We start from the raw sequence: 22,428 nt of genomic DNA, 5'->3' as shown, positions 1-22,428 counted from the left end.
CATGAAAAAAATTAAACTGGATATAGTGGGCCTCTCCTACAGCCAAACACAATCCGGCGCATACGCTTTGGTTTTGGGCGAAGTAAATGGCCGCCGCCGGTTGCCGATCATCATTGGAAGCTTTGAGGCGCAGGCCATTGCTATTGAGATCGAAAAAATGACGCCGAGCAGGCCCCTCACCCACGATCTGTTCAAAAATTTCGCCCAGGCTTTTGATATCACCATACAGGAGATCATCATTTATAACCTGGTCGACGGGATATTTTACTCGAAACTCCTCTGCTCCGACGGCAAAAAATCTATCGAGATAGATGCCCGTACTTCTGACGCCATAGCCATGGCCGTCCGGTTCGATTGTCCTATTTATACTTACGAATTTATACTGTCGAGCGCGGGTATCGTTATCGAAGGAAACGATTTTGTCTATCTCGAAAATATGGCCGACGCCGCAACTGAAGAAAAGGCGGTTTCTTCGTCAGCTACGGGTTATGCTTCGCTCAGCAACGATGAGTTGAAAAGCAAACTGCAGGAAGCCTTATCCGAAGAAGCTTACGAAAAAGCCGCAAAAATACGCGACGAACTTAACCGCAGGAAAGCTTCTTAACCAGGTTTTAGACGTGAGATATGACATTTTGAGATAGTAACTTGTTCGCTGGTCTTATTTCTGCATTGTTTCTCACATCTCATATCTCAAATCTCACATCATTTTTCTACTTTAACACCCATTAACTTTTAACGCAAGGGATAACGGATGAATATTAAGCTTCGCTTAACGCTGATGAACTTTATGCAATATTTTGTGTGGGGTGCGTGGCTTCTAACTATTGGCGCATATTGGTTTCAAAACAAGCATTGGTCGGGGGCACAGTTCGGTGCAATATTCTCAACCATGGGCATATCATCCATCTTTATGCCGGCATTAACCGGTATCATAGCGGACAGGTGGATCAATGCCGAAAAACTATACGGCATTATGCATATCCTGGGCGCTTTATCGTTATTGTCGCTACCCTTGGTAACCAATCCAAATGCTTTTTTTTGGGTGATGCTGCTCAATATGGTTTTTTATATGCCAACCATATCGTTATCGATAACTGTAGCGTATTCGGCGTTAAAAAGAGAAAATATCGATGTCGTAAAAGAATATCCGCCCATACGGACCTGGGGTACAGTGGGATTTATTGTGGCATTATGGGTGGTCAGTCTTACCCATAGCGAAACCACGGCTAACCAATTTTATATTTCATCAGGGGTAGCATTTGCATTAGGGGTTTATGCGTTTACGCTTCCAAAATGCCCTCCGCTCTACACTAAAGTCAATAACCGGTCGTTTGTGGATGTATTAGGCTTACGGGCGTTCACATTATTCGGCACCCCCCGCTTTGCGGTCTTCTTTGCTTTTTCGATGCTGCTGGGGGCAGCCTTGCAGCTTACTAATGCCTACGGCGATACTTTTCTTCACGATTTTAAAAACATACCCCAATATGCCAGTCTCACAACCGTAAAATACCCGGCTATTATCATGTCGATATCCCAGGTTTCAGAGACGCTTTTTATCCTGGCTATTCCCTTCTTTCTGCGTAAATTCGGTATCAAATATGTAATGCTTTTCAGTATGCTGGCCTGGGTGTTGCGGTTTGGCCTCTTTGCGTTCGGTAACCCGGCCGACGGGCTATGGATGATCATCCTGTCCTGTATCGTTTATGGTATGGCTTTCGACTTCTTTAACATTTCCGGCTCGCTATTTGTCGAGACGCAAACAACGCCCGAGATACGCGGCAGCGCCCAGGGATTATTTATGATGATGGTGAACGGCTTCGGCGCCGTATTCGGCAGTGTTACCAGCGGGCTGGTTATCGATAAGTTTTTCACGATGCACGATCAAAGCAAAAACTGGCACGGTATCTGGCTCACGTTTGCCGCTTATGCTTTGGTAATTGCCTGCATATTCCCTTTTGTGTTCAGGTATAAACACAACGCCGCGTTGAAACATGCTATTGAACATGCCTGAAAATAGCCGATCATGAAAAAGCATTACCGCAAAGAAAATAACTGTTTGAACTGCGGTACTACGCTCCAGGGTAAATTCTGTCATAATTGCGGGCAGGAGAACCTGGAAATAAAGGAAAACTTCGGCCACATGATGGCCCATACCATCAGCGATTATTTCCATTTCGACCACCAGTTTTTTCACACGCTAAAACCGCTGCTTTTTAAGCCGGGTTACCTTACCAATGAATATACCGCAGGCAGGCGAACACAATACCTGCACCCGGTAAAGATGTATATTTTTATCAGCCTTATTTATTTCATTTTATTCTTTAAAACGGGGCACGACGTGGTAAAGGTGAAGGATACCGGGGCAACACCTCCAAAATCGGGACAAAATACCGATTCGGTAAAAAAAGCCATTGCTGCTAGCCGATTTATACCTGAGGCGACAAAAAAAGAAATAAGAAAGGACATTGATAAAGATAATGCTGCCGAACCAAAAGGTTTAGAGGATGGCGATGCCCACGGGCCAAATAAGTGGTTCCATCCTACAACCCACGACACTTCGTATGTGCAATACCTGGCTAACCAGCAGAAATTACCCGCTGCCCAAAAGGATGGGGTTCTTATAAGGTTATGGAACAAAAAGGTTTATGGTTACCTGGAAAGATACGGCTCGTTGGCAAGGGAGACATTTGTTGAAGAAGTTCAGCATAACGCCCCAAAAATGATGTTTTTATTGCTCCCTTTATTTGCTTTGATATTGCGGGTAGCTTTTTGGAAAAATAAAAAGTTTTATGTCGAGCACCTCATCTTTTCCTTTCACTTCCATTGTTTCCTGTTTTTATTTTTAACGATACTGATGTCGTTGCAGGTCATTCTTCCGGCAAGCTGGGACCCGGTAATGCAATGGGTAATGCTTTTTGCAACCCTGTATATCCTCTGGTATGCTCACCATGCGCTAAAGGTAGTTTATAAGCGCAGCTGGTTCCGCACAACCACCAAACTCATCGGCATGAGCACTATGTATTTCATGTCATTTGCGTTTTGCATCACGCTGTTGTTCCTGGTAACTACCATTATTTAATTTGAAAAGGCATCAAGCGCTATAGTCGGCTTGCCGGTGTTGTCAAACGCACCGAGGCCATATCCCTGCCAGTTGTAGGCTTCCGGTTCCCAGTAAAACACACCCAAACCGTTGTTATTGGAGATCGCATTTACTTTAGTGATAATATCCGTCAGGAAGTCGCGCGATATACCTGGCTGGTTGGCTTGCATCCCAATTTCACATAACATTACCGGTGTTCCGTACCGCGCTACCATATCATTGATATTACTTTGACACTGCGTATCAAGCGTGGTGTAATTGGTTGTCGAAGGATATAAGGACATCCCGATAATGTCCCAATGCGCCCCGTTATTTTTCAAACCATCAAACAGGTAGCGGAACAGGTCGTTGTCGAAGCCATTGGACACGTGTACGATCACCTTGGTCGTACTGCTTACCGATTTAACAGCCTGGTACCCGGCTTCAACCAGCGCCGCGAAATTGGCCATGTGCGCAGAAGCCCGTCCGTCCTCCCAAAGCATGCCATCGTCAACTTCGTTGCCAACCTGTGCCCAATCCGGTGTAATACCGTTGGTTTTTAGGGTATTCATGGTAGCCACGGTGTAATCGTGCAACGTTGTTACCAGGGTAGCAAAGTCAAGACCCGTCCATGCAGCCGGCTTAGGTTGTTTACCCGGATCGGCCCAGCTGTCGCTGTAATGAAAATCGATCATGATCTTCATCCCGGCGTTTTGCGCCCGTTTGGCTTTAGCTACCACATCAGCGGTATTGCACCAGCCATCCGATGGGTTTACCCAGGCCCGTAGCCTGATGGAAGTAAACCCGAGGCTTTTAAGTAAGGCAAACAAATCCTTTTGTGCGCCCGATTTATCGTAAAATTTAACGCCCGATGATTCCATCTGGGTAACCCAGCTTATATCCGCTCCTTTGGCAAAACCGGCAGCAACAACGGGGGCTTTATAAACAGGCGGATTGGTATGCACATCGTTACCGCTTTTTTTTGAACACGACGACAGCAATAAACCAAGGGCCACAGAGGCCAGCAACACTTTTTTCATAATTCGGGTAACGATCTATAATGGAACGCCAAACAGGTTCTCACAAATATAAATCATCAAACCGAAAAATAAAATGTTGATTTAACATTTATTCTGGTGGATCAAGTTTTGATGCAGGAGATGAAAAAAAACCTTCAGTTATTTTAATTGACTTTGCAATGCTTCTATGGCGTTTGCCAGGTAAGCCATTGGCGCATTCCAGTTTATGGCAATTTCATTAACCGCATAAGCCTGGTCATTATCGATATAAGCCTCGTCAGGCACAGTCGATGGCACTTTTATATGATCCTGCATACCCGGATTAGGGCCCCCAGTAAGAAGGCCGGGTACCGGCTCCGCGATCCCATCGGAAATGGATGGCCGGTGGTGCGGGTGCATGGGGGGTTTACTTCCGAAGCCGGTTACAAAAGAATACCCGGTTCCGTTCCGTCCCAATAAATAATCGAGATTCGATAACGCGGCGTCAAGGAATTTTTTATCATGGGTGAGTTTATAAGCCTGTAAAAGCGCGACACCTTCATTTGCCGCAACCGCATTGCTCCCCCAAATAAAATTCGACCGTTTTGTTTGCATTACGGTTTGGTAAGCAGTACTGTCCCATCCTTTTGTAAGGTCGTCAGCAAAGCTGATCAGGTTCTTTTTTAATTTATCCAGACCCGGGAAGCTGCTCTTTAGGTTACCGCTATTTCGGAGGATGGAATAATATCCCAACAAACGCACCTGGCTCCAGCTTGGTAAGGGCATTTTATCATCAGGAATGATGTTTACAGCTTTTGTATATCGATCGTCACCGGTCGTCACAAACAACTCTGAGGCAGCCCAGATAAACTCATCGCTTACATACCGGTCGCCATATTCGCCGGTTACTATTTTCGGCTCAAACTTTTGATTGATAACATTCTGGTTGTAAATAACATCCCGATTTTTTTGCGCCCAGTCCCAGGCCTGTTTTGCGGCTGCCAGGCACGAATCGGCCAGGCCGGGCAATTGTTTTGGAAACTGCTTAAATACTCTTGCCGATTGCGCCATCACAGCGGCAAAATCTAACGCCGCCGCCGTACTTTTTTGAACAACATAGCGGGTGGTTGTCGCTTTATCGGGCATAACCATCTTATCGAACTGGGCATTAGTCAGTTTATGATAAACGCCGCCGTCATTAGGATCCTGCATGGTAAGCATCCAGCGGATATTCCACAAACACTCGTTCAACAGATCGGGTATTCCATTCCCGCTTTCCGGTGTATTAAGTTTTACTGTCTTTGTATAGGCCGGAAAATCCTCGTAAAGCGACAATAAGGTATAAATAGAAATACCGCTGTTCACAATATATTTATTGTAGTCTCCCGCATCATACCAGCCGCGCGGCGAGGCTATTACCGTTCCTTCGGGCCGTTCGGCACTTGCAGCCGATGCATGCACAAGCACTTTATCGTCCGGGTGCCCTTCTGCCCTCGCCCATTTGCTGGCGTATTTTTCCGGTAATGATACCGAGACACGTTGAAAGTAGTATGCTTTGATGAGGGCTTTCGCTACCTGGTCATGTATAGATTTACTGATCTCAAATGAGTAAGAGTCGCCTAAACCTTTTACCTCTAATACATATTTTCCCGGTTTATTAAATGCCGAAAAATCAGCAACAGAGGTATATTTCCCGTTAAGCGCAGGTTCATCACATCTTTTTAACCTGCCTTTAAATACCTGCTTGCCGCCTGTAGTTTTTACGGTGTAATAGCCCGTGACCCCGCTTAAAATAATGGCTGTTTTTGGGCCATTTGGATAAAAACCAATTTGGTTTAGGCGTATTTGCTGCGTGGCGCTGTCAGCAGGAACTTGCGCGGCAGCAATGCCTGCGCTCAGCAGAAATGATATCAGTGCTGAAAAGTATATTCGTTTTAACATCTGTTTGAAGTTGGCCCTAAATTTAGTGCGAACTATACAACAAGCATAGTACTAAAACTGCAAAATATCAGCATATATTTTAACAAATATCAGTATCAATAGACGGCACAGGGGGATTAAAATGGAAATATCCGGCAAATACTCAGTTTACGGAACCTGATAGCATTTACCGGATATTATGTTTGCCTGATATAAATTTCAGCAAATATTTGGCAATTCCAAATACTAATTCATTTTATTTGAACGATGATAATTTGCCCTGGTAATAGTCGAGTATTTTGATGCGTGTTATATAGTCGTAGCGTGCGCTGATGAGGTTAATATTAGCTGCATCTAAATTCTGTTTTGACAAAACGAATATATCGGCCGTAACTACACCATTCTCAAATTTTGCCTGAGTCACGCGGTACGACTCTTTATAAGTTTCCACCTGTTGTAAAAGGACATGGTAACGATCGTATGCAGTTGTCATGTTTGAATAGGCCTGGGCTATTTGCTGTTTCAGCTGAACCTGGGTGCCATCACTTGCGTTTTTTGCATCTTCCAGATCGATTTTTGCTTTGGCAACATTATTCCTTGTTTGGAACCAGTTTAGGATAGGTATTTGCACCTGCAGGCTTGGCCCATAACTATAATTATTCCGGAACTGACTGGTAAAGCTTGCAGGGTTTGTATTTGAAAAGTTTGTGCCTATACCGGCTCCTAAAGATATGTTGGGGTAATACTTGCCTTTAGCTGCCGAAACCTCTTTTTCAGCTGCTTTCACCCGCAGGTCTGCCGCTTTAACTACGGCAAGGTTACTTAAGGCAGAAGAATATATCTGATCTGGTCCCTGATCGTAATTAGCAGGCAATTGATCGGCCGTAAGCCTGGCAAATTTTACTGTGGTACTAAATGGAACGTTCATTGCTTCCAACAAATTCAGCTTTGCGGTAATTACAGCATTTTTTGCGTTAACTACTGCAAGTGCGTCGTTATCGTGCGTACCTTTTATATTAAGATAGTCCGTTGGTGTGATCGAACCGGCATTATTCAAAGCAGTTACGCGGTCTACGTTAACTTTTGAAGCATCAAATTGAAGATTTGCCTGGTTCAATTGATCTTCGCTGCTTAGCTCTTGAAGGTATAAAGCGGTAATATTTATAGTTGTAATATCCTTTATTTGTTGAAAATCCATCTTTCCGGCCTGGTACAGCAACGAGTTCTGTTTGATGATATTGATCAAGTTCATACCATTGAATAAGGTTACGTTAGTGCTAAGATTATACTGGCCGTAGGTGATCCTTTGGGTTACATAATTGTAAGTTGTAGGGTCCTGGCTGCGGCCGTTACTAATACTTTCGTATATGTTTCCATTCAGATTTGGCAGCAGGTTTTCACGCGCCTGCCTTGAGTTAACCTTGGCTCTTTCTAACTGCGTACCACTCTTTTTAACATCCAGGTTGTTTTTTATCGCCAGATCGATGCATTGCTGAAGCGTATAAACACTGTCTGCTTGCTGTGCCTTAGCAGAAACGATTAAGGTTAGTAATAAAAGTATTAAAGCTATTTTTCTAAAAAACATGGTTGTATAATATTTATATTTTATTTCAGAACTTGCGCGAGGACTCAACCTTTCCATCCAGTAAATCAATTATCCTCGTTCCGTATTCCGCATTCTTTTCAGAGTGGGTTACCTGTATAATGGTCACGCCGTCCTCTTTATTTAGTTTCCTGAAAAGTTCCATTATCTCCTCCCCTTGCTTCGAATTGAGATTACCAGTAGGCTCATCAGCTAATATCAGTTTCGGACTGGCTATAAGTGCACGTGCAATACCTACAAGCTGCTGCTGTCCCCCGGATAATTGAGCCGGGAAAAGGTCTTTTTTGCCAACTATCTGGAACCTGTCCAGCATATCGGCCACCATGGCCTTGCGTTCCGAACCTTTTACATCCTGGTATATAAGCGGAGTTTCAATGTTTTCGTACACGGTAAGCTCGTCTATCAAATGGTAAGCCTGGAAAACAAAGCCGATGTATTGTTTGTAAAGCGCCGAACGCTGTTTCTCTTTGAGCTGATGTACCGCCTGTCCCATAAAGTAATGGTAACCTTGTGACGGTTCATCAAGCATCCCAATTATATTCAATAAAGTAGATTTACCCGAACCTGATGGGCCCATGATAGAAATGAACTCACCCTGGTCGACATCAAGGCTGATATCATTTAGTATAAGATTCTTGTTGCCGCCAACCTGGTAAAATTTAGTTACGTGTTGTAGTGATAGCATTTTTTTAGATTATTAAATGAACGAATCAGTGGTTTATTGATTTAATAATACTAATTCATTTCGGCATTAGACAATGAATAATATACCAAAGTAGTAATTTACTATTTATCAAATAGTTATGGGTGGATTGATTTTGTACAGTGTTCGCTTATGTAACAGGGTGCGTACGATTATGATACAGTCTTAAAAGAGAGTTTGCTGTTTGCGGTAAACAGTTTGTAGTCGTTTGTATATTAGGGAACGACTGCAAACTTTGCACAGGAAGCAGTCAATTGTATATTACTCCGACCTTAAGCTCCGCACCGGGTTGGCTAAAGCCGCCTTAACCGCTTTAAAGCCGACCGCAGCCCAGGCAATTACAACAGAGCTCATAATTGCGATGATAAATATTCCCGGACCCATGGTTATTTTGTAGGTAAAATCCTGCAGCCACTTGTGCATAAAATAATAGCCTAAGCCTCCTGCAATAGGAAACGCAATTAGGATAAGGATAGTAAACTCTTTCGAGAAAAGATAGACAATGTGACCAACAGAAGCGCCCAGCGTTTTGCGTATACCAACCTCTTTGGTGCGCTGTACGGCCATAAACGAGACCAACCCATATAAGCCTAAACAAGATATAAAAATGGCTATTCCTGCAAATATTTTGTAAAGGTCCGACAATTGCCGTTCGCTCTTGTAAAAATTAGCTATTTTATCATCCAGGAACTGGTATTCATACATACCCTCGGGGAAGGTGCTGTTCCACAGTTTTTCTACCGAGGCCAACGTCTGGCTCACATTCTGCGGTTGTATTTTGATGTTCAATTTTTGATAAACATCTTTCCATGGGGCCATTAGAACAGGAGGTATGGGGTTTCTCAGCGAGCCGATGTTAAAGTCCTTCACTACTCCTACAATTCGCGCATATTTCGTTTTATCGTCCCAAAGCTTAATATATTTCCCGATCGCATCTTTCGGATCACGCATACCTAATTTATGCATCAATGTTTCATTAATTACATAACTGTTTATGGTGTCACTTTTCAAATATGGCCCTCCCGCTGCAAATTGCAGGCCGTATAATTTAAAATACTCCGCATCGGCCCATTTTAAACTGGCGCTAAAATCGGTTTGCTTTGGCGAATTATTAAATTTAAAGTCGCTGCCCCACCCGTTATTGTCCGACGGGCTTGCGAAACTGAAACTCACATCGTTGATGCCCGGTTGAAGCATGAGTTGGTCTTTCAACGAATTTATTTTGGTCCGGCTGACGCTATCGCCGGGGAAATCGACAGTAATAACCGCTTCTTTATTAAATCCCAGTGATTTATTGTTAAAATAATTCATTTGGTAAATAAGCACAAGGGTGCCTATCACCAATACCTGTGCAATACCAAATTGAAATACTACCAGTACCCGCCTCAACGATATACCCGTAGAGCGGCCAGCCCTGATCTTGTTTTTAAGCGCCTCTATAGGATTGAACCCGGAAAGCACCATGGCGGGATAAAAGCCCGACAACAGCGTTACGGCCATAATAACACCAAGCAGGAACAGTAAAAGCGTTGGGTCTAACAAAAAGCCGGCGCTAAGCTTAATTTCGAGAAGACTATTCAGCATGGGTAATACCAGTTGCGCTATACCCACGGCCAATACGACCGCAAATACCGTTATGATAAGGGTTTCTGTAATGAATTGACAAACCAGCTGATTACGCTTGCTGCCCAACACCTTTCGGATGCCAACTTCTTTTGAACGGTTAACCGCCTGTGCGGTAGCGAGGTTAATAAAATTGACACAGGCTATAATAAGCAGAAATACACCGATCAGGGTGATAACATCAATAAGCTGCTTGCTGAACGGATGGCCGCTGAATACATTCACCTGGGTATTGTAATGCATATCGGCCAGTGCCTGCAGCGCCAGTCCGTCTTTTACATAATCTGCCGGCTTGTGCTTTTTTACAAAGGCCTGTAAATTAGCATTGAAACGGCTCACACTTATATTATCAGGCAAAATGATATAACAGTTGTTATCGCCAAAGGTGCTCACCCAGTCATGCGCATTGCCCTCGTGTTCCCCTCCTTTTCCTGCGCTGGTAAGCCATGAGACCACCAGTTTTATCGGGAAATCGGTATTAGCCGGTACATCCTCCAAAATACCGGTAACCTTAAGGTCTTTTCTATTTTCATACCTTACTATCTTTCCCATGGCATCGTGCCAGTCGCCAAAAAACTTATTTGCTTCATCGCGGGTAAGCACTACTGTGTTGGGTTCGGCCAAAGCTTTCTTTTTATCGCCTGCCAACCATTTAAAATCAAATATGTCAAAGAATTGAGGTTCGGCAAAGTAAGCCAGGTCTTCCTTGAATTTCTTCGCCGTTTCGCTCTTGGTGCTATTACCAACAGAATAATGGCTCCCATCATTCTGCATAATTGCTGCTACCGACTGCAGTTGCGGAAAATCTATTCTTAACCCTTCCGAAAGCGGCAAGGGTGTGCCGCTGGTTGGGAATACGCCATCCGGATTATGAAAAACTGTCAGCACCCTATAAATGTGATCCTTTTTCGAATGGAAATTATCAAAACTGGTTTCGAACTGAACGATCAGGAAAATAAGCAGGCACGATGCAATGCCTATAGCCAAGCCAACAACATTAATGGTCGCATAGCCCTTATTTCTCTTCAAACTGCGCCAGGCTATCTTCAAATAATTCTTAAACATATAATTGCGATTTAATTTCTCAGAAGACCACACCGGGGCGGCTTCTTTGTACGAAATTATAGTCCCCGAATGGGAATAAGGTGTCAAATGATAAGTTGGGCGCTCTTTTTTATACTCGGCCGGGCTTTTTCCGGTCATTTGTTTGAAAGTACGGTTAAAGGTAGATTTAGAATTGAAACCTGATTCAAATGCAATACCCAGCAGGGTCATCCGGTCGTAAACAGGATTCTGCATTTTCCGTACCACATCCATGATGCGGCATTCGTTAACAAAATCATTGAAGTTTTTTTTAAGGGCGATGTTGATGATCCGTGATAATTCATGCGGATGTATGCCAAGCCTTTCGGCCAGCGTGCCCAAACTCAGCTCGGCATCCTGGTGAAACAGGGTGGTCTCCATTACCTTTTTCAGCCACGCACCCTTCTGCTTTAATTCGGTCGAAGGCAGTGGTTTTGAAAACGCCTGCGGTTCGACCGATGCTTCATTTTCTGGTCTTAAAAAAGCAACCGCGCCCAGCCGGATGATCATAGCAGCTAAAAGTATATACAACGGATAATATGCCTGCCTGTCTAACTGGTTGTGGTAGGCAAAGTAGTCAATTGCTGTTAAAGGTATCCATAACAACCATACCAGCCCCAGCCCGATCAGCAAATCATGCAGCCATTGCAGTTCCCGGCGATAGCGATCACCATCGTTAAATTTCAAGCCCTTATAAAAACGATCGATCAACTGGCGCGACCAATACAGGTACACGGCGACGGACATAAATGCTATCAGGTGCACTAAGGTGTTCAAGCGTTGAAAGATAACCGTATTATCGGGGGCTGCACCAGCCCTGCTGCTTACCGTTATTTCTAATCCCAGCATAAACCATGGTAACAATAACGGACAAAAGTACAGCAGGTCCTTTCGGCTGAAACCGCGCGCCTGCCAGGTTCTTTTGCGCATATAAAAAAAGATAAGCGGGCCGACTGCCAGCCAAAATTGGGAAGAAAACCAACTCCAATGCGATAAAGAGCCTACCGGCCGGCTATCTGAAACCAATACCCATACTATCTGTAAAGCAGCTGTAACAAGAGCAAGGCTTAAAAAACGGTTTGCAACCCGGTTATTACCTCTCGAAAACCATAAAAGCCACGCAAAAGTAAGCCCCACGAAGATCGTTCCGAGGAAGATCAGCCCGTACAGGTCAATATGGAATAAATAGGTATTCAAAATAATATATTAAACTGTCCTGTTAGCGCCTGCATTGGTTTTGTAACAACCAACGCAATATAGTTATCCAAAACTAATCCCTAATCATCGGTTAACTAATCACTCACTCCTCAGACTTTTTACCGGGTTCATCAGCGCCGCTTTTATGGCCTGGAAACTTACTGTAGTTAACGCGATCAACATAGCAGCTACCCCGGCGACCGCAAATACGACCCAATTGATATCTATGCGGTATTGATAGCTTTGCAGCCAATGATGTGTCGTCCAAAAAGCTACCGGGAACGCGATGACACAGGCTATGCACACCAGTTTCAGGAAATCTTTTGATAGTAATCCTACCAACCCTGATACCGAGGCGCCCAGCACCTTGCGGATACCTATTTCCTTTATCCGGCGCTCGGCAGTATAAGCCGCAAGTCCGAATAATCCCAGGCATGAAATGAATATGGCCAATCCGGCAAAAACACCTGCAAGTGAACCTGTTAAAGTCTCTGTCTTGAATAATTGGTCGAAGTCGTCATCGATAAATTTGTATTCGAACGGATAACCCGGATTGTTCGCTTTCATCACCTGTCCTATCTTCGTCAAGGCATCCTGCACGTTTACATCAGATTTTAACCTGACATTAAAAATCCGGTTTTCGGCTTCTTTACAATAAAATAGAGCCGGAGCGCTTGTTGCATACATATCGTTGTACAAAAAGTCTTTGACAATACCTGTTATTTGATAAGACTTATTGCCATCTCTCAAAATGCCACCTACCCGGCCCTCTTTACCCATCTGCCTGGCAAATGCTTCGTTTATGATCACATTGCTGCTGTCGAGTTTGGCGTCCGCATAAAAATCTCTTCCGGCTACCAGTTTCATGCCCATGGTCGAAATAAATTGCGGGCTTACTTTTTCCCAGCTGATCAGCGGATTTTTGGTGGCGTCTTTACCTTCCCAGGTATAGCCATCAGTGTTACTGCCTACCTCCAATACCGGATCGTCGCTTAACGCTGCGTTTTCTACTACACCGCTCTTGTTCAGATCGTTACGGATGGCAGCGAAATGCTCAACCATCTTACCCTGTACGTCCATGTAGATAAGGTTGTTCCTGTCATAACCAAGTTGCCTGTTCTTGACATGCTGTATTTGCTGATAAATGATAACGGTGCCTATGATCAAGATTATGGAAGCGGAGAACTGTATAACCACCAAACTTTGCCTGATGAACCCTGAAGCCGCGCCGGTTTTGATCTTTATATTCTTTAAAACAGTGATCGGATTGAAAGATGAAAGGTAAAAGGCGGGATAGCTGCCTGCCAGTAAGCCGGTTATGATAGCTATGGTGAACAAAAAGATCAAATGACCGGGCTCTAAAATATTAACGGACAGCTCCTTTTGAACCATGTCGTTGAAGGACGGTAACGCCAGGTAAACTATGCCAATAGCTAAAACAACCGAGACAAAAGACATTACCACAGCTTCGCCGATAAACTGCCCGATAAGCTTACCCCTGCCGGCACCCATAACCTTGCGTACGCCCACCTCCTTGGCACGTTGCTCAGACCGCGCCGTCGAAAGATTCATAAAGTTGATACAGGCTATGAGCAGAATTATCCAGGCGATGAATGTGAAGGTTTTCACATATTGAATTTTACCACCGCTCATTTTGCCGTCAACAAAATTGTCATGAAGGTTCCAGTCATTCATCGCGAATAGGAAACAAACTGTTTTATTATCGTTTTTTGTTTTGGTGCTGATGTAGTTCTTTAATTTTTGGTTTACGCTTGCCACATTTGCAGACGGTTCTAATTCGACATAAGTACGCGCCCAGTTGGCTCCCCACATGGTCATCCAGGGCTGGGAATGATCAATATTTGCCAATGGCACCAACCAATGGAACTGGAGCGTGGAATTTTTTGGCAGGTCATGGAAAACGCCGGTAACGGTAAACTCTTTATCATTGTTCATTTTCAAAGCCTTGCCTATCGGTTCAGCATCACCGAAGAATTTTTTGGCCATGGTTTCATTGATCACCAGCGAATGCAATTCCTGCATGGCGGTTGCAGGATTACCCTTTACAAATGGAATATCGAGGATGGACAGTATTTCCTTATCCGCATAGTCACCCTGCTCGTTAATATACTTATCGCCCAGTGAAAAAAGCGATGCGCTGGTACCGCTTAACCGCGCGGCACTTTTAATACCCGGTATCTCGGTTGTTATGGTTTTGGCCATTAACCCCGGCGTTGCATGAAAAGTAGATACCTTGCCCTCATAGGTTTGATTCTCATATATCTTGTAAATATTGGCCCTCTTTTCAAAATTGTGATTGAAAGTAAGCTCATCCTGTACCCATAAAAATATGAGCGAAGCACAGGCAATACCCACCGCTAAACCGGTGATATTCAAAAAGCTGTACGACCTGTTCTTTAACAGGCTGCGGAATGTGGTTTTTAAATAATTCTTTATCATGGCTTATGGTTCAAAGGTTTACTAGTCGATGGTTTTGCCCCCTCTAAATCTCCCCCTTGTAGGGAAGACTTTATATTTTTAATATAGTTTATAAAGTCCTCTCTACCGGGGAGGATTTAGTTGGGGCCTATTCGCTCCGAAGGCTCTTCACCGGGTTCACCAAAGCGGCTTTCACAGCTTTGTAGCCCACCGTAAGCCATGCCAGCAATAACGAAGCTAATACAGCCGCAAAAAACACATCGGCGCTGATATGGATGCGGTAAACAAAGTTTTGCAGCCAACCGGTCATCATATACCAGGCAACCGGCACAGCTATCACAAATGACAGCGCTATCAGTATCATAAACTCTTTTGAGAATAAGTATACAATGCTACTGATAGATGCACCAAGCACTTTGCGTACACCAACCTCTTTGGTCCGCTGCACTACCATGAACGACACCAGTCCATACAAACCAAGGCACGAAATAAAAATGGCTATACCGGCAAATATTTTGTAGATAAGGGCCATCTGGTTTTCCTGGTTATAGAAATGAGCGATGTTTTCATCCAGGAAATAGCCATTATAGGCATATTCGGGATAAGTACTCTCCCACTGTTTTTGCAATCCGGCTACCGTTTGGACGAGATTTTTCGTCTGGATCTTGATAGCTACTTCCGATTCAAATTTTTTAGCCGGGGATATTACTATCGGTTTAACCGCCTCTCTGAGCGAATTAGTTTTAAAATCCTTCACCACACCGGCTATTCGGAGCCAGGGCGACTTATTTCCGCCCAAACGTACCGTTTTACCCACGGCGTCCTGCGGTTTTATGTTCAGTTTAGCAACAAAAGTTTCATTTACAACAACCTGCCGCGCTGTGTCGCTTTGTTCGAAACCTTTACCGGCAGCAAAATGCAGACCGAAGGTTTTAAAATAATCAGCATCGCCAACCTTTAAAAAGGTAGTGATCCCATTTTCTTTCGTCGAATTGTCAAAATAAAAATTAGTACCCCAGTTATTGTCGGATGACGGCGCATCAGATACAAAACTTGCCGAGCGCACCGCCGGGTTTTGCAATAGTCGCTGCTTATACGACTCCATTTTACCCAGGCTAATGCTATCCGTGTAGCCTGGTATGATCAGGACCGCCTCTTTGTTAAACCCCAGGTTGGCCTCATTAACAAAATTCATTTGTTTTATGGTGATCATCGTTCCTATGATCAGAAACTGTGAAATAGCAAACTGTCCCACCACCAGCGACTTCCGCAAAGGTATGCCGCCAATGGAGGCAGCGGTTATTTTATTTTTTAACGCCAGTACCGGCTTAAAGCCCGACACCACCAACGCGGGGTAAATACCCGCCAGCAGTATCACGGTTATTGCAACAATTGCAAGGAACAATATGCTACCAATACTTAACAGACTGATCGAATCGGGTACGTTGGCAACATTCTTTAAATAAGGGAGTGCCAGTTTGGCTGCGATGACCGATAAGATAACCGCTCCAACAACGATGATGGCTGTTTCGCCCATTACCTGCGCAATAAGTTGCTTGCGGCTGCTGCCCAGCACCTTGCGGATACCCACTTCTTTCGACCGGCCCACTGATTGCGCTGTAGACAGGTTAATAAAATTAATAGAGGCCATAATGATGATGAGCACCGCGATAAACGACATGGTGCGCAGTGACGCGCGGGTGGTCATATGGTCGCCGAGGGTGTTCCCAAACCGGGTATCAAAGTGCATATCCGCCAGTGGCTGTAAAAATTCTATCGTCCCAACCTTACCTTTATCACCCGAATGCTTTTTTACGAAGCCTGCCAGCTGAGCATTGATCCTGACCACTGATTCGCTGGCCGGTAGTTCCATGAAAACCTGGTGATTGCTGCTTATCGAATGCCAACCGCTTTGGAAGTAGTAATTATCAGGGTATTTTTTTACCGTGAGGAAGGATATCAATATTTTGAGTGGCAGGTCGCTGTTTGGTTTTGCATCTTCTATTACACCGGCCACCTTTAAATTGATCAGGTTATCCATTTTTAGCAATTTTCCCACCGCATTTTTCCAATCGCCGAAATACTTTTCCGCGCTGCTTTTATCTATCACAGCCATCTCCGGCTGCGCCAGTACCGATGGGTTACCCGCGAGCCAGTCGGCCTTAAAAATGTCAAAGAACTGGGGTTCCATAAACATAACCCCCATATTTTCAGTGAATTTCTTGTCGCCTGCATCACCCGCGGTTCCACCCCTCAATACCGTGATCTGGCTACCATAGGCTGTATTGATAGCGGCTACTTTGGCCTGCGGAAAATCAAGGCGCAATGCCTCTGTCGAAGGGATAGGTACTCCCGGGTTATAAGCAAAGCCTTCCTCGCGTTTTTGCTGGGTTACTACATGATAGATATTCTTATAATTTGGCCTGAAGGTTTCAAAGCTTGTTTCGAACTGGATGATAACGAAAATAAGCAGGCAGGCTGCTATGCCAACTGTAAGGCCCGAAACGTTAATAGCTGCGTACCCTTTGTGGCGAACGATATTGCGCCAGGCAATTTTGAAATAGTTCTTAAGCATAGAATGGGTTATTTATAAACAGATCGTTAAATCGCGTACCAAAATGTCAATAATCTAATATTCAGTCATTTATCCTTATTCTGAATGTACGAATATGTTCGTAAATATGACACGCACTGTACGGTTTCGATACAATGGAAGTTAGTTAACCGGTGCTTTGTGATCAGTGATCAGTTTTTTTCGAACTTTCCGACTTACGTAGACTTTTGGACTAATCTCTGGTCACAAGTTAACTAATCACTCGCTCCTCAAACTATCTACCGGGTTCGCAATAGCCGCTTTTATGGCGTGATAGCTTACGGTGATGATCGCTACTGCCACAGCAAGAATTCCTGCCGAAACAAACATCCACCATTGGATATTGATGCGGTAGGCAAAGCCCTGCAGCCAGTTGTGCATGGCCCACCAGGCCACCGGCGACGCAATGATAATAGAAAGCAGTATCAGTTTTAAAAAATCTTTGGAAAGCAATGTTGATATGGACGACAAGCTTGCGCCAAGCACTTTGCGTACGCCTATTTCCTTAGTTCGCTGTTCGATGGTAAATGCTGCCAGGCCAAATAGCCCCATACCGGCAAGGATTACAGTTATTATGGTAAAAATGCTGAATATGGACGCCAGGCGATCTTCGGCCTGGTATTGTGAATTGAAAGCATCATCCAAAAAAGTATAAGTAAAGGGAGTGTCCTTGTCATATTTTTTGTAAATGCCTTTTATGGCATCGATCAGCGTAGGGAGATTTGTCTTCGGCCCGATCCTGGCAAAAAGATTACAGCCAAATTTAGTCCAGTAACGTGCTGTATCCTGTGCCATGAATAAGCCCAATGGTTTTATGGGTTCCTGCAACGTACTAAAGTTAAAGTCTTTTACAACCCCCATTATTTCTATATTTTCTGTACCGGCTTTTATAAAACTGCCAACCGGATTAGCGTCCAGCTGCAGTTTTGATAATGCCTCCTCGTTTATCACCACTTTATTACGACCCGCAATTTGTGCGTTCAACAATGGTGGATATTTCCATTTAAGACCCAGTACGCTTATAAAATTTTCATCCACGGTTAAAGCCGGGAGCATCGACGATTGTTTTTGATTTTTGCCGTTAACCATATACATATCGTATCCCTGGAACATGCCGTAATGCGATGTTGCCACGGCAGTTACGCCGGCAAGGTTTTTCACCTCCTGGTTAAACGCATGGTAGTGCTCGCCGAAGGTGCTGTTTACAGGTATCATAACCACATTTTCCTTGTTGATGCCGGTCTCTGCATGTCGTAGATAATACAATTGACGGTCGATAACGATGCCGCAAATGATAAGGCCTACCGATATGGCAAATTGCAGCGTCGTAAATACCCTGCGCACCGTTACTCCACCTGATTGTTTGCTCATTTTTCCCTTCAAAGTAATAACAGGTTTGAATGATGACAATACCAGCGAAGGGTAGCTTCCGGCTATCAAAACTGTAACCAGCAACAGCCCGGCCATAAGTAATAATACCAATGGGCTATACAGGAAACTGTTGTCGATCTTAAGTTTCAGGGCGTTTAAAAAGAGTGGTTTAAAGGCATAACACAACACGTAGCCCAATAGGAACGATAAAGACGTAAAAAGTGCTGATTCGACATAAAACTGCCTGGCTATATTGGTGCGGCTTGCCCCGGTTACCTTCCGAACGCCCACCTCTTTGGCCCGCAAAGCGGCCCTGGCGGTCGAAAGACTCATATAATTGACTAGCGCCAGCAGTAATACCAATACGGCAACTATAGGGAATATTTTGAGATACTTTGTGCCGGCCGTATCACCGTAATTGTTTTCAAGATGTGTAATTGCAAGCGGTTCTAGCGAAAACCGCTCATCATCAAAGGCTTGCTTATCGGCCTTAACAATCGACTGCATTACGCGTTTTACTTGTGCTGTGTCGGCCCTGTCTTTCAGCAGCAGGTAAATATTGAATGATCCCGGACCTATGCGTTGCTGCTCGCCTATCCGGTTGCTCATATCCTTCATAGATGACAAGCTCGCGTTCGAAGCTATAAAATTGAAGTCGATCGATGAGTTTGACGGTGCGTTTTCAGCAACGCCGGTTACCTGATAAGTATAAGCGCTATCGCTTTTTATGGTGAGTGTTTTCCCTACCGGATCGCTATCGCCGAAATATTTTTTTGCCATGTCCTTTGAAAGCACAACAGAGAATGGCCTGGTCAAAACTGTAGATGGGTTGCCGGATGATAACTTAAAAGAGAAAAAATCGAAAAAGCCCGCATCGGCAAACATCATTTTACTTTCGGCAAATTTTACGTCTGGTTTGGCCGGGTCATAAACTATAACCTGTTTGACATTATCCATCGTGCGCATATAATCCTGCACCTTAGGTTGGTTTTGCTTCACTATCGGGCCCGCAGCAAAGCTCATATAGGTCATGTTCAAAGCCTGCCCGCCAATTTTTATACTGGCGTGCAGGGTATAAATACGCTCGCCATTTTTATGGAAACGGTCGTAACTGTGCTCATGCGCCACATACAGCATGATAAGCATACAAACAGCAAGCCCAACTGCCAGGCCCGTAATATTGATGAGACTGAAAAGACGCTGCCTTACAAGGTTACGCCAGGCTATTTTTAAATAGTTTTTTATCATGGTGTTAGTTCATTTGTTCAATGGTTCGTTTGTTTATTGTAATTGCAAACTGCCAGCTAAAAACTGCAATTTTTACTCGCTCCGTAGGCTCTTCACAGGGTTTGCCAGGGCCGCCCGTATAGTATGGTAACTCACCGCTAATATTGCTGTCAGCATAGCAATTGCTCCGGCTATGGAGAATAATAGCCAATCAGGTTTAATGCGGTAAACAAAATTATCGAGCCATTGGTAGACAAGGTAAAGCGCTATAGGCACGGCAATAATAAATGAGCCTATAGCAAGCATGATGGTTCCTTTGTTTAATAGCAGGAACAAATTGGATATGGATGCGCCAAGCACTTTGCGTATACCGATCTCTTTTGTACGATTAATGGTGGTTATGCCTGAGAGCCCAAACAGGCCGAGGCAGGCCAGGATAATCGCCAGGATACATGAAGTAGTAATAGTAGCCATCCAGCGCATATAGGCATCGTAACTTTTGGCCACCTCCTGGTCCATAAAAGTATATTCGAAAGGTGAATTATCGGTAACCTTATCCCAATAGGTTTTGATATCCTGTAGGGTCTGAGCGATGTTTTTTCCCGCACTTATTTTGATCCATATTTGTCCGGCTATGTTTTTATTGACGGTATGGTAAGCGGGCTGAATTTTTTTGGTCAGATCGTCAACATGATAATCCTTGCAGACACCGATGATAATTCCACCCATCTGGTTATTTAGCACACCCAGCTCGGGTTTGCCCAGCATACCGTATAACGTTTCGTTTACTACAACCGCATGCCTGGCGGTGCTTCCTTTCAGATCGGGATTAGGTGGAAGGACAATTTTGGCGCTGTCGCTCGGAATGGCCCGCGAAAATGCCCTGCCCTTTACAATTGGGATCTTCATAAAGGAAAAATAGTTGAAATCAACATTAAGTTCCTGCAACATAGTCTTTTGCCCGTTGATAATATAACCGTTGCTGTTATACCCGGCAAAAACAAACGATGCGCTGGTAATATCCTGTATAGCAGGCTGCGTGGCGGCATAATTATACATCCGCTGCTCCAGTACATTTAGTTTCTCTTTATCCGACCAGCTATAAGGCGAACCCAAAACAACTACCTGGTCTTTATCGAAACCCATGTCGGTTTTATTAATAAAGTGCATCTGCTTATTGATCACCAATGATGAAATGATCAGGATAACACAAATGGTAAACTGGACAACTACCAATCCTTTTGACAAAACAGGGTTAAGCTTGTAAGCCGAGAAACTGCGCATAATATTAAGCGGTTTCAGTCCCGACATAGCTAACGCCGGGTAAATACCTGCGATGAGCCCTAATGAAACAGCCAGCACAAATAACAGCAATGCGATCTGCCCGAATGAGAAATAGGCCAATTGTAATTGCGACCCTGTAATTGAACTGAAAAATGGCAGGCAAGCCGAGGCGATCACCAGGCCAACCAGTACCGAAATAAATGCCAGCAATTGTGTTTCAGCATAATACTGAAGGATTATCTGGAGCCGGCCCGCGCCAATAGTTTTACGCACACCCACATCCTGCGAGCGCGACATAGTGCTGGTGAGCGTTAGCAGGATATAATTTAAACAGGCTATGAATAAAATAACAAAGGTAAGGCATGTCAGCTGGTAGATGTTTTTCAGATCGGTGTAGTGGCCCCACGGACCGCTTTGATTATAGTGAGCATCCGCAAATGGCCGCAGGTACAAATGCATATCTTCAACTTTGTTGGGGTTGTTCTTCTGCATAGATTCAACTACTGATTTAAAGTAGGTTTTTGCGAAAACATTCAATTTTGCATTGAATTTAGCTACATCAGTACCTGCCTTCAATTTTAAAATCAAAGGATGACTAAATGAGTTGGTGCCATTCTTCAACCTTTCTTTATAATCCGGGTCAGCCTGGATAGGGATCACCATATCATACTGCAGGCTTGAATTTGCCGGGAAATTTTCAGACACACCGCCCACAGTAAAAAGCATATTGTTGTCGTTTGGAAATGAGATAACTTTCCCTACCGCGTTTTCATTTCCGAAATACTTTTTCGCCAGCCGTTCGCTGATCACCACCTTATTTTGTTCGGAAAGCACAGTGGCGGGGTTCCCTGATATTAATGGGAAATTAAATACCTTGAAAAAATCAGCGTCAGCGTAAGTAACATTATCTTTTTCCTTAAAACTCTGATTACCTGCACGTACGATCTCGTCACCCAGTCCGCCCAACCGAATGGCACTTTCAACTTCCGGAAAATTGCGTTTCAAGTCTTCAGCTAAAATTGGCGGGGTTACCACCATATTTTTCTGTTCGGCATCCTTCATCATAAACGAGAAAAAGCTTTTTTTAGGCTGTTCGTGCTGAAGCGATGCAAACAGATCCGACTCTTCCAGCCTGAACAATTGTGCCTGGTCATGATGGAAGCGGTCAAATGATCGCTCATTTTTTACATATAAATAAACCAGTATACAAAAGGCGCTGGCTACACCCAAACCAATAATATTAATGGTAGTGTACAGCTTGTTGCGGAACATGTTCCTGAACGCAAGTTTAAAGTTGATTTTTAACAT

General features: G+C 44.1%; 12 protein-coding genes. 3 read left to right on the top strand and 9 right to left on the bottom strand.

All coding sequences use genetic code 11. The features are described 5' to 3' along the window. The first annotated feature begins 1 nt into the window (after position 1). From FRZ54_RS16830 to FRZ54_RS16820, 3 genes are all read left to right on the top strand, one after another. A complete protein-coding gene (locus FRZ54_RS16830) occupies positions 2 to 604 on the top strand; it encodes a bifunctional nuclease family protein (protein WP_147032746.1) in 603 nt (200 codons plus the stop codon). A 147-nt stretch (positions 605 to 751) separates the two neighbouring features. After that, positions 752 to 2,011 carry a nucleoside permease gene (locus FRZ54_RS16825; RefSeq protein ID WP_147032745.1) on the top strand — a complete coding sequence of 420 codons (1,260 nt, stop codon included), beginning with the start codon at positions 752 to 754 and terminating at the stop codon, positions 2,009 to 2,011. Positions 2,012 to 2,023: 12 nt separating this feature from the next. Then, on the top strand, positions 2,024 to 3,079 hold the full coding sequence (locus FRZ54_RS16820; protein ID WP_147032744.1) for a DUF3667 domain-containing protein: 1,056 nt from the start codon (positions 2,024 to 2,026) through the stop codon (positions 3,077 to 3,079). On the opposite strand, the gene FRZ54_RS16815 is transcribed toward FRZ54_RS16820, so the two are convergent. The 9 genes from FRZ54_RS16815 to FRZ54_RS16775 all read right to left on the bottom strand — a co-directional run bounded on the left by FRZ54_RS16815 (position 3,076) and on the right by FRZ54_RS16775 (position 22,428). Then, a complete protein-coding gene (locus tag FRZ54_RS16815) occupies positions 3,076 to 4,119 on the bottom strand; it encodes a glycoside hydrolase family 53 protein (protein ID WP_147032743.1) in 1,044 nt (347 codons plus the stop codon). The two genes, FRZ54_RS16820 and FRZ54_RS16815, sit on opposite strands and share 4 nt — an antisense overlap. A 138-nt stretch (positions 4,120 to 4,257) precedes the next feature. Continuing rightward, entirely contained in the window at positions 4,258 to 6,018 is a 1,761-nt protein-coding gene (locus FRZ54_RS16810; protein ID WP_147032742.1) for a glycoside hydrolase family 9 protein, read from the bottom strand. Between the two features lie 235 nt (positions 6,019 to 6,253). Then, on the bottom strand, positions 6,254 to 7,582 hold the full coding sequence (locus FRZ54_RS16805; RefSeq protein WP_187359647.1) for a TolC family protein: 1,329 nt from the start codon (positions 7,580 to 7,582) through the stop codon (positions 6,254 to 6,256). A 25-nt stretch (positions 7,583 to 7,607) separates the two neighbouring features. Further along, positions 7,608 to 8,285, bottom strand: coding sequence for an ABC transporter ATP-binding protein (locus FRZ54_RS16800; protein ID WP_147032740.1), 678 nt, complete (start codon positions 8,283 to 8,285; stop codon positions 7,608 to 7,610). Positions 8,286 to 8,564: 279 nt separating this feature from the next. Next, complete coding sequence (locus FRZ54_RS16795; protein ID WP_147032739.1) at positions 8,565 to 12,206, bottom strand: ABC transporter permease; 3,642 nt, start codon at positions 12,204 to 12,206, stop codon at positions 8,565 to 8,567. 99 nt (positions 12,207 to 12,305) lie between these two features. Then, positions 12,306 to 14,666: an ABC transporter permease gene (locus FRZ54_RS16790; RefSeq protein ID WP_147032738.1), complete on the bottom strand. Its 2,361-nt coding sequence runs from the start codon at positions 14,664 to 14,666 to the stop codon at positions 12,306 to 12,308. A gap of 127 nt (positions 14,667 to 14,793) precedes the next feature. Beyond that, positions 14,794 to 17,220 carry an ABC transporter permease gene (locus FRZ54_RS16785; protein ID WP_147032737.1) on the bottom strand — a complete coding sequence of 809 codons (2,427 nt, stop codon included), beginning with the start codon at positions 17,218 to 17,220 and terminating at the stop codon, positions 14,794 to 14,796. A gap of 237 nt (positions 17,221 to 17,457) precedes the next feature. Continuing rightward, entirely contained in the window at positions 17,458 to 19,857 is a 2,400-nt protein-coding gene (locus tag FRZ54_RS16780; RefSeq protein ID WP_147032736.1) for an ABC transporter permease, read from the bottom strand. A gap of 72 nt (positions 19,858 to 19,929) precedes the next feature. After that, positions 19,930 to 22,428 (bottom strand): ABC transporter permease, encoded by a 2,499-nt coding sequence (locus FRZ54_RS16775; RefSeq protein WP_147032735.1) that lies wholly within the window; start codon positions 22,426 to 22,428, stop codon positions 19,930 to 19,932.

The organism is Mucilaginibacter ginsenosidivorans (assembly GCF_007971025.1).
Lineage (GTDB): Bacteria > Bacteroidota > Bacteroidia > Sphingobacteriales > Sphingobacteriaceae > Mucilaginibacter > Mucilaginibacter ginsenosidivorans.
This window is presented reverse-complemented; position numbering and strand designations above follow the sequence as displayed.

What these genes read in the sequence shown, in the direction of transcription:
- FRZ54_RS16830 (WP_147032746.1), top strand. Translation starts at nt 2, where the DNA reads ATGAAAAAAATTAAACTGGATATAGTGGGCCTCTCCTACAGCCAAACA.
- FRZ54_RS16825 (WP_147032745.1), top strand. Translation starts at nt 752, where the DNA reads ATGAATATTAAGCTTCGCTTAACGCTGATGAACTTTATGCAATATTTT.
- FRZ54_RS16820 (WP_147032744.1), top strand. Translation starts at nt 2,024, where the DNA reads ATGAAAAAGCATTACCGCAAAGAAAATAACTGTTTGAACTGCGGTACT.
- FRZ54_RS16815 (WP_147032743.1), bottom strand. Translation starts at nt 4,119, where the DNA reads ATGAAAAAAGTGTTGCTGGCCTCTGTGGCCCTTGGTTTATTGCTGTCG.
- FRZ54_RS16810 (WP_147032742.1), bottom strand. Translation starts at nt 6,018, where the DNA reads ATGTTAAAACGAATATACTTTTCAGCACTGATATCATTTCTGCTGAGC.
- FRZ54_RS16805 (WP_187359647.1), bottom strand. Translation starts at nt 7,582, where the DNA reads ATGTTTTTTAGAAAAATAGCTTTAATACTTTTATTACTAACCTTAATC.
- FRZ54_RS16800 (WP_147032740.1), bottom strand. Translation starts at nt 8,285, where the DNA reads ATGCTATCACTACAACACGTAACTAAATTTTACCAGGTTGGCGGCAAC.
- FRZ54_RS16790 (WP_147032738.1), bottom strand. Translation starts at nt 14,666, where the DNA reads ATGATAAAGAATTATTTAAAAACCACATTCCGCAGCCTGTTAAAGAAC.
- FRZ54_RS16785 (WP_147032737.1), bottom strand. Translation starts at nt 17,220, where the DNA reads ATGCTTAAGAACTATTTCAAAATTGCCTGGCGCAATATCGTTCGCCAC.
- FRZ54_RS16780 (WP_147032736.1), bottom strand. Translation starts at nt 19,857, where the DNA reads ATGATAAAAAACTATTTAAAAATAGCCTGGCGTAACCTTGTAAGGCAG.
- FRZ54_RS16775 (WP_147032735.1), bottom strand. Translation starts at nt 22,428, where the DNA reads ATGTTAAAAATCAACTTTAAACTTGCGTTCAGGAACATGTTCCGCAAC.